At 69.5% G+C, this 5,891-nt stretch carries 6 protein-coding genes; 4 read left to right on the top strand and 2 right to left on the bottom strand.

Going from position 1 to position 5,891, the window contains the following annotated elements:
• On the bottom strand, nucleotides 1-681 hold a 681-nt coding region (locus G3N99_RS33090), incomplete at its 3' end, for a LysR family transcriptional regulator (protein ID WP_241011981.1).
• A gap of 166 nt (nucleotides 682-847) precedes the next feature.
• Between G3N99_RS33090 and G3N99_RS33085 the strand changes: the two genes are divergently transcribed.
• Nucleotides 848-2,236, top strand: a complete 1,389-nt coding sequence (locus G3N99_RS33085) for a DHA2 family efflux MFS transporter permease subunit (protein ID WP_206124476.1) — start codon at nucleotides 848-850, stop codon at nucleotides 2,234-2,236.
• Between the two features lie 9 nt (nucleotides 2,237-2,245).
• Here G3N99_RS33085 and G3N99_RS33080 read toward each other — a convergent pair whose 3' ends face one another.
• The gene (locus G3N99_RS33080; RefSeq protein ID WP_174940769.1) at nucleotides 2,246-2,626 is read right to left on the bottom strand and encodes a DUF4377 domain-containing protein; all 381 of its coding nucleotides are present in this window, start codon (nucleotides 2,624-2,626) and stop codon (nucleotides 2,246-2,248) included.
• Between the two features lie 240 nt (nucleotides 2,627-2,866).
• On the opposite strand from G3N99_RS33080, the gene G3N99_RS33075 reads away from it, so the two are divergent.
• The 3 genes from G3N99_RS33075 to G3N99_RS33065 form a co-directional block, all read left to right on the top strand.
• Nucleotides 2,867-4,042 (top strand): helix-turn-helix transcriptional regulator, encoded by a 1,176-nt coding sequence (locus tag G3N99_RS33075; protein ID WP_174940767.1) that lies wholly within the window; start codon nucleotides 2,867-2,869, stop codon nucleotides 4,040-4,042.
• A gap of 111 nt (nucleotides 4,043-4,153) precedes the next feature.
• On the top strand, nucleotides 4,154-4,909 hold the full coding sequence (locus G3N99_RS33070) for a glucose 1-dehydrogenase (RefSeq protein ID WP_206124475.1): 756 nt from the start codon (nucleotides 4,154-4,156) through the stop codon (nucleotides 4,907-4,909).
• A gap of 94 nt (nucleotides 4,910-5,003) precedes the next feature.
• The coding region (locus tag G3N99_RS33065) for an integrase (protein WP_206124474.1) at nucleotides 5,004-5,891 on the top strand (888 nt) is incomplete at its 3' end.

Raw genomic sequence — 5,891 nt, 5'->3', positions numbered from 1 at the left:
GGGGGGGGGGGGGGGGGGGGGGGGGGGGGGGGGGGGGGGGGGGGGGGGGGGGGGGGGGGGGGGGGGGGGGGGGGGGGGGGGGGGGGGGGGGGGGGGGGGGGGGGGGGGGGGGGGGGGGGGGGGGGGGCGGGGGGGGGGGGGCGGGGGGGGGGGGGGGGGGGGGGGTGCGGCGAACCCCGGCCTGCCGCTCGCGTATCCTGGGGCGCGCCCCCGCGGCGTGCCGCGCCGCTCGCCGAGCCGCCGTTTGCCGATCATCAGGTCGAGCGCGCCCGCATCCAGCCCTTCATAAAGCCGGCTCGTCATGCCGGTGGTGATCTCCAGCGCGACGTCCGGGTGCGCTGCGCGGAACCCGGCCAGCACGTCCGGCAACGCGACGAGCGCGAGGTCGTCCGGTGCGCCGAGCCGCACCAGCCCTTGCAGCCTCGGCTTGCGGAACTGCGATTCCGCGCGGTTCAGCGCCTGCAGGATCACGTTCGCATGCACGAGCAGCGCCTCGCCGTCGGCCGTCATCGCGATCGAATGCGTGTCGCGCACGAACAGCCGCCGGCCGACGCTCTCTTCGAGACGACGGATGTGTTCGCTGACGCTCGACTGGTTGAGCCCGAGCTGCCGGCCTGCTTCGGTGAAGCTGCGGCAGTTCGTGACGGTCGCGAACGTGTTGAGCCAGACAGGATTGAGCATGGCGCATTGTCATCGGCATTACCGATGACAGTCAACGTCTTGAGGCGGCTTCCCGATGACCATCGGAATCGGTACCATCGTGCGCTTGAAGACCGGCAGGCGCCGCGCAATCGCGTAACGGCGTAACGGCGCCACCCGCGCCGGCCTTCGCACCACCGATTTCGCCATGTCCCGGGAACCCACACACTCCGCGCTGCTCTGGATCGTCGCCGCTGCATTCTTCATGCAGTCGCTCGACACGACGATCGTCAACACCGCCCTGCCTTCCATCGCACAAAGCCTGCACGCGTCGCCGCTCGCGATGCAGCCCGTCGTGGTCGTCTATACGCTGACGATGGCGATGCTCACGCCGGCGTCGGGCTGGCTGGCCGACCGGTTCGGCACGCGCCGCGTGTTCTCGCTCGCGATTCTCGTGTTCGTGCTCGCGTCGATCGGCTGCGCGGCGTCGCATACGCTCGGCCAGCTCGTCGCCGCGCGCGCGCTGCAAGGCATCGGCGGCTCGATGCTGCTGCCGATCGGGCGGCTCGCCGTGCTGCGCCGCGTGCCGGGCGAACAGTACGTCGCGGCGATCGCGTTCGTGTCGATCGCCGGCCAGCTTGGGCCGATCGTCGGGCCGACGCTCGGCGGCTGGCTGACGCAGGCGATTTCGTGGCACTGGGTGTTCATCGTCAACGTGCCGGTCGGCGTGGTCGGCTTCCTCGCCGTACAGCGTTACCTGCCGCACGACCAGGCGCAACAGCCGCCGCCGTTCGACTTCATCGGCTGTGCGCTGCTGTCGGTCGCGATGATCGCGCTGTCGCTCGCGATCGACCCGCCGATGCCCGCGCATCGCGCCGCGTGGGCAGCCGGGCTCGCCGTGGTCGGGCTGGCGAGCGCGCTTGCCTACCTGCCGCACGCACGGCGGCGCGCGCAGCCGCTGTTCCGGCTCGGGCTGTTCCGCGAGCCGAATTTCGGGTCGGGGCTGCTCGGCAACCTGCTGTGCCGGATCGGCACGAGTTCGGTGCCGTTCATGCTGCCGCTGCTGATGCAGGTGCAGCTCGGCTATACGCCGCTGCAGTCGGGGTTGATGATGCTGCCGGCCGCGATCGCGGGCGTCATCGCGAAACGCTGGATCGCGCCGCTCGTGAAGCGGTTCGGCTATGCGGCGTTCCTGGTCGTGAATACGGGGATCGTCGGGTGCGCGATCGCGGGGTTCGCGCTGGTGTCGGCGCGGCCCGCGCCGCTACTGGAAGGCGCGCTGCTGATCGTGTTCGGCGCGGCGAACTCGATGCAGTTCGCGGCGATGAACGGCGTGACGTTGAAGGGGCTGTCGCATGCCGACGCCGGCAGCGGCAACAGCCTGTTCACGATGATGCAGATGCTGGCGATGGGGCTCGGCGTGTCGATCGGCGGCGGCCTCGTCAACCTGTTTGCCGCCTATTGGGGCTCGATGGCCCACGGGTTCATGCTGTCATTCACGTGCATGGGCGTGGTGACGCTGCTGTCGTCCGTCGTGTTCCGGCGGATCGATACGGCCGCGCCGCCGGCCAGTGCAGCAGCGCGCCCGTCCGCGTGAGCGCGGACGTCAGTTCGCCTGGCGGCGCTCGACCACGCGCTTGAGCACCCAGCGGATCGACGAGCCGTCGGCCGGCGGCTGCGCAACGTGGTATTCGTCGATTTCGAGCGTGTACAGGTAGCCGGGCTGGTACGCGAAGCCTTCGATACCGGCGTACCACAGGCTCCACGGCTCGTTCGGGCTGTTGCGCACCTGCAGGCACTCCATCGGCGCGACGCCCGTGCAGCGCGCGGATTGCGGCGCGACATAGACGGTCCTGGTCACCGGCTTGCTGTCGGCCGGGCGCACCGCGTTCGGCGACGTCGCGACGGCGTCGGTCTGGCATCCGGCGAGGAGCGTGCTGCCGGCAATGACGGCCGCGCCGAGCAGCGTTCTGGATTGGCGAATCATCTGATGTTCCTCAGGAAGCGTTGGAGGGCCGATTAGAGGCCCCCACGGCGGGAAAGTTCACAAATAGCTTACAGAACGCGATCCGCCACGTTCATTCGTGGGATGTCGCGCGCGAGCCGATACGTTACCGTGATCCGGTTCAGCCGCGCGCATCGCCGCCGGCGGCTCGCCCGTGCACACCGGGCGACGGGGCCTGATCACGCCCTGCCGACCCGGTGGCCGCAACAGGAGACAACCCGAATGACCACGGCGCCCGCGGCCCTGCCGCCGCATCTTGCCCAATCGAAACTGACGCTCGAGCAGTTCGACGCATTGCTCACGACGATCTACGAAGGCCCGCTCGAAGACGTGCCGTGGGGCCGCGCGCTGGAGCAGATCCGCGTGCACCTGCACGCGAACTACGTGACGATGATCCTGCGCTGGCCCGCCAGCGGCCATGCGGGGCTGATGATCAATGCGTCCGAGCAGAATGCGCCGCTGTCGGGCGTCGCGTCGTACAACACCTACTACTACGCGCTCGATCCGTTCGTGAACCTGCCGAGCGATCGCGTCGTCACCGTCGACGAACTGCTCGGTGTCGGCGTCTGGCGCAACAGCGCGATGTATCGCGAGTTTCTCGAGCCGTTCGACGTCGGGTACCTGATGGGCGCCGACCTGCGCACGCCCGACGGCATCGAGTGCCGTTTCCGCGTGTGCCGCTCGCATCGCGACCGTGCGTTCTCGGCGACCGACAAGGCCGTCTGCAATGCGCTGCTGCCGCACCTGAAGCGCGCGGTGCGGCTGCACGCGAAGTTCGGGATGGTCGAATCCGAGCGCACGCTGTACGCGAGCACGATCGACCGCATGCTGGTCGCCACCGCGATCCTCGACGAGCGCGGCGCGATCATGAAGACCAATTGCGTCGCGGACGAGATCTTCGCCGAATGCGACGGCCTGCGCGTGCGCGGCGACGCGCTCGAAGCGTCGTATCCGCTGGAGGATCGCAAGCTGCAGAAGCTGATCCGGCAGGTGCTCGCGGAACGCGCGGGCGGTGCGCCGTCGGTCGCGCAGGCCATTGCCGTGCCGCGCCCGTCCGGCAAGCCGCCGCTCGGCGTGCTGATTCGCGCGGTGCCGCTCAGCGAATGGTCGGAGGACAATCCGCGCCGGCCGGCGTGCGCGATCTTCATCCGCGATGCCGAGCGCAAGTCGCAGGCGTCGCACGACATCGTGCGCAAGCTGTTCGACCTCACGCCGGCCGAAACCGCGCTGGCGCTCGCACTCGTCAACGGGCAGACGCTCGAGGAAGCCGCCGACGAGCTCGCGATCAGCAAGAACACCGCGCGCTCGCATCTGCGCGCGATTTTTTCGAAGACGGGCGTCACGCGGCAGGCGACGCTCGTCAGGACGTTGCTGAACAGCGTGCTGTCGCTGGGGTGAGGCTTTCGTCACGACGGCCCCGCCATCGAATCCGCCTAGTCCGTTTCAACGTCGAAGCCCCGGCGCTTGCCGCCTAACCTGTCTCTTCACTCAGCGTCCCGGGAGACAGGCATGGAAAGCTTCGCAGGAAAAGTCGCCGTCGTGACCGGCGCGGCGACCGGAATCGGACGACAGGCCGCACTGTGCTTCGCCGAAGCCGGCGCGCAGGTCGCGCTGCTGGACACCGTCGTGTCCGCCGCCGAAGACGTCGCGCACGCGATCGAGCGCACCGGCGCCAGGGCGATCGTGCTGCGCACCGACGTGTCGCGCGCCGACGACGTGCGCGATGCGATCGACACGACGGTCGCCACGTTCGGTCGTCTCGACATAGCCTTCAACAACGCGGGCATCGCACCGCGCGGCGCGCCCGTCGCCGAATTCGACGAGGACGAATGGGATCGCACGATCGCCGTGAACCTGAAAGGCGTGTGGCTGTGCATGAAACATGAATGCCGGCACATGCTGTCATTCGGCGGCGGTGCGATCGTCAACACGTCGTCGATCATGGGGATTGTCAGCGGGCCCGGGCTCTCGGCTTATTCGGCATCCAAAAGCGGTGTCATCGGCCTCACGAAATCGGTGGCGATCGACTATGCGAACCGCGGCATCCGCGTGAATGCGGTGTGCCCTGGCGGCATCGCCCATACGGCGATCACCGACCGCCCGGAAAACCGCGACGACATGGCGCGACTGACGCAGGCCACGCCGATGGCGCGGCTCGGCGAGCCGCGCGACATCGCGGAAACGGTGATGTGGCTGTGCTCGCCCGCCGCGCGCTTCGTCACCGGTCAGGCGATCGCCATCGACGGCGGATTTACCGTGTGGTGATCGTGTACCATCGGCGCTTCCCGATATGCTTGATTGCGCTGCGTTCGTCCGTCCGTTCACGTGCGCACGATCCGCGCAGCGCACCCCGCTTCGCATGACCTCACCCGTTCCGTCCGACACCGCGCTGCGCCCGCTGCCGATCGATGCGCTGACCGTGCCGGCCGCGCTCGACGGACGCACGGGCGCCAACCGCGCGAACAGCGCGCATCCGCAGATTGCCGCGACCAACGACCTCGATGCGGTGCGCGCGTGGCTCGCCCGCTTCGTCGATACGCCGACCACGTTCCAGAACTACCGCAAGGAAGCCGAACGCCTGCTGCTGTGGGCCGTGATCGCGTGCGGCAAGCCGCTGTCGTCGCTCACGCACGAAGATCTGATCGTCTACCGGCAGTTCCTGCTCGCGCCCGCGCCGGCCGAGCTGTGGTGCGCGAACGGCGGGCGCAAGCATCCACGCGACGATCCGCGCTGGCGGCCGTTCTACGGGCCGCTGTCGGCGGCCAGCCAGCGGCAGGCGCTGGTGATCCTGAACGTGATGTTCTCGTGGCTCGTGCAGGCCGGCTATCTGGCCGGCAATCCGCTCGCGTTGTCGCGGCAGCGGCAGCGCCGGCCCGCGCCGCGCGTCACGCGCCATCTCGGGCAACCGTTGTGGCAGTCGGTCAAGGACGCGATCGCCGCGATGCCGCGCGACGATGCACGGACGCGTTTCCACGCCGATCGCGCGCGCTGGCTGTTCACGCTGCTGTATCTCGGCGGGCTGCGCATCACCGAAGCGGCCGACACGACGATGGGCCAGTTCTTCTGCCGGCGCGACGCCGACGGGCGCGATCGCTGGTGGCTCGACGTGACGGGCAAAGGCGGCCGGCAGCGGCTCGTGCCGGCCACCGACGAAATGATGGCCGAGCTGTCGCGCTACCGGCGCGCGCATGGCCTGCCCGCCTTGCCGTTCGACGGCGAGCCCACACCGCTCGTGCTGCCGGTCGGG

Source organism: Burkholderia sp. Ac-20392, assembly GCF_017104585.1.
GTDB classification, from domain to species: domain Bacteria; phylum Pseudomonadota; class Gammaproteobacteria; order Burkholderiales; family Burkholderiaceae; genus Burkholderia; species Burkholderia lata.
Note: the sequence above shows the minus strand (reverse complement) of the source record. Positions and strands in the feature narration are given on the sequence as shown.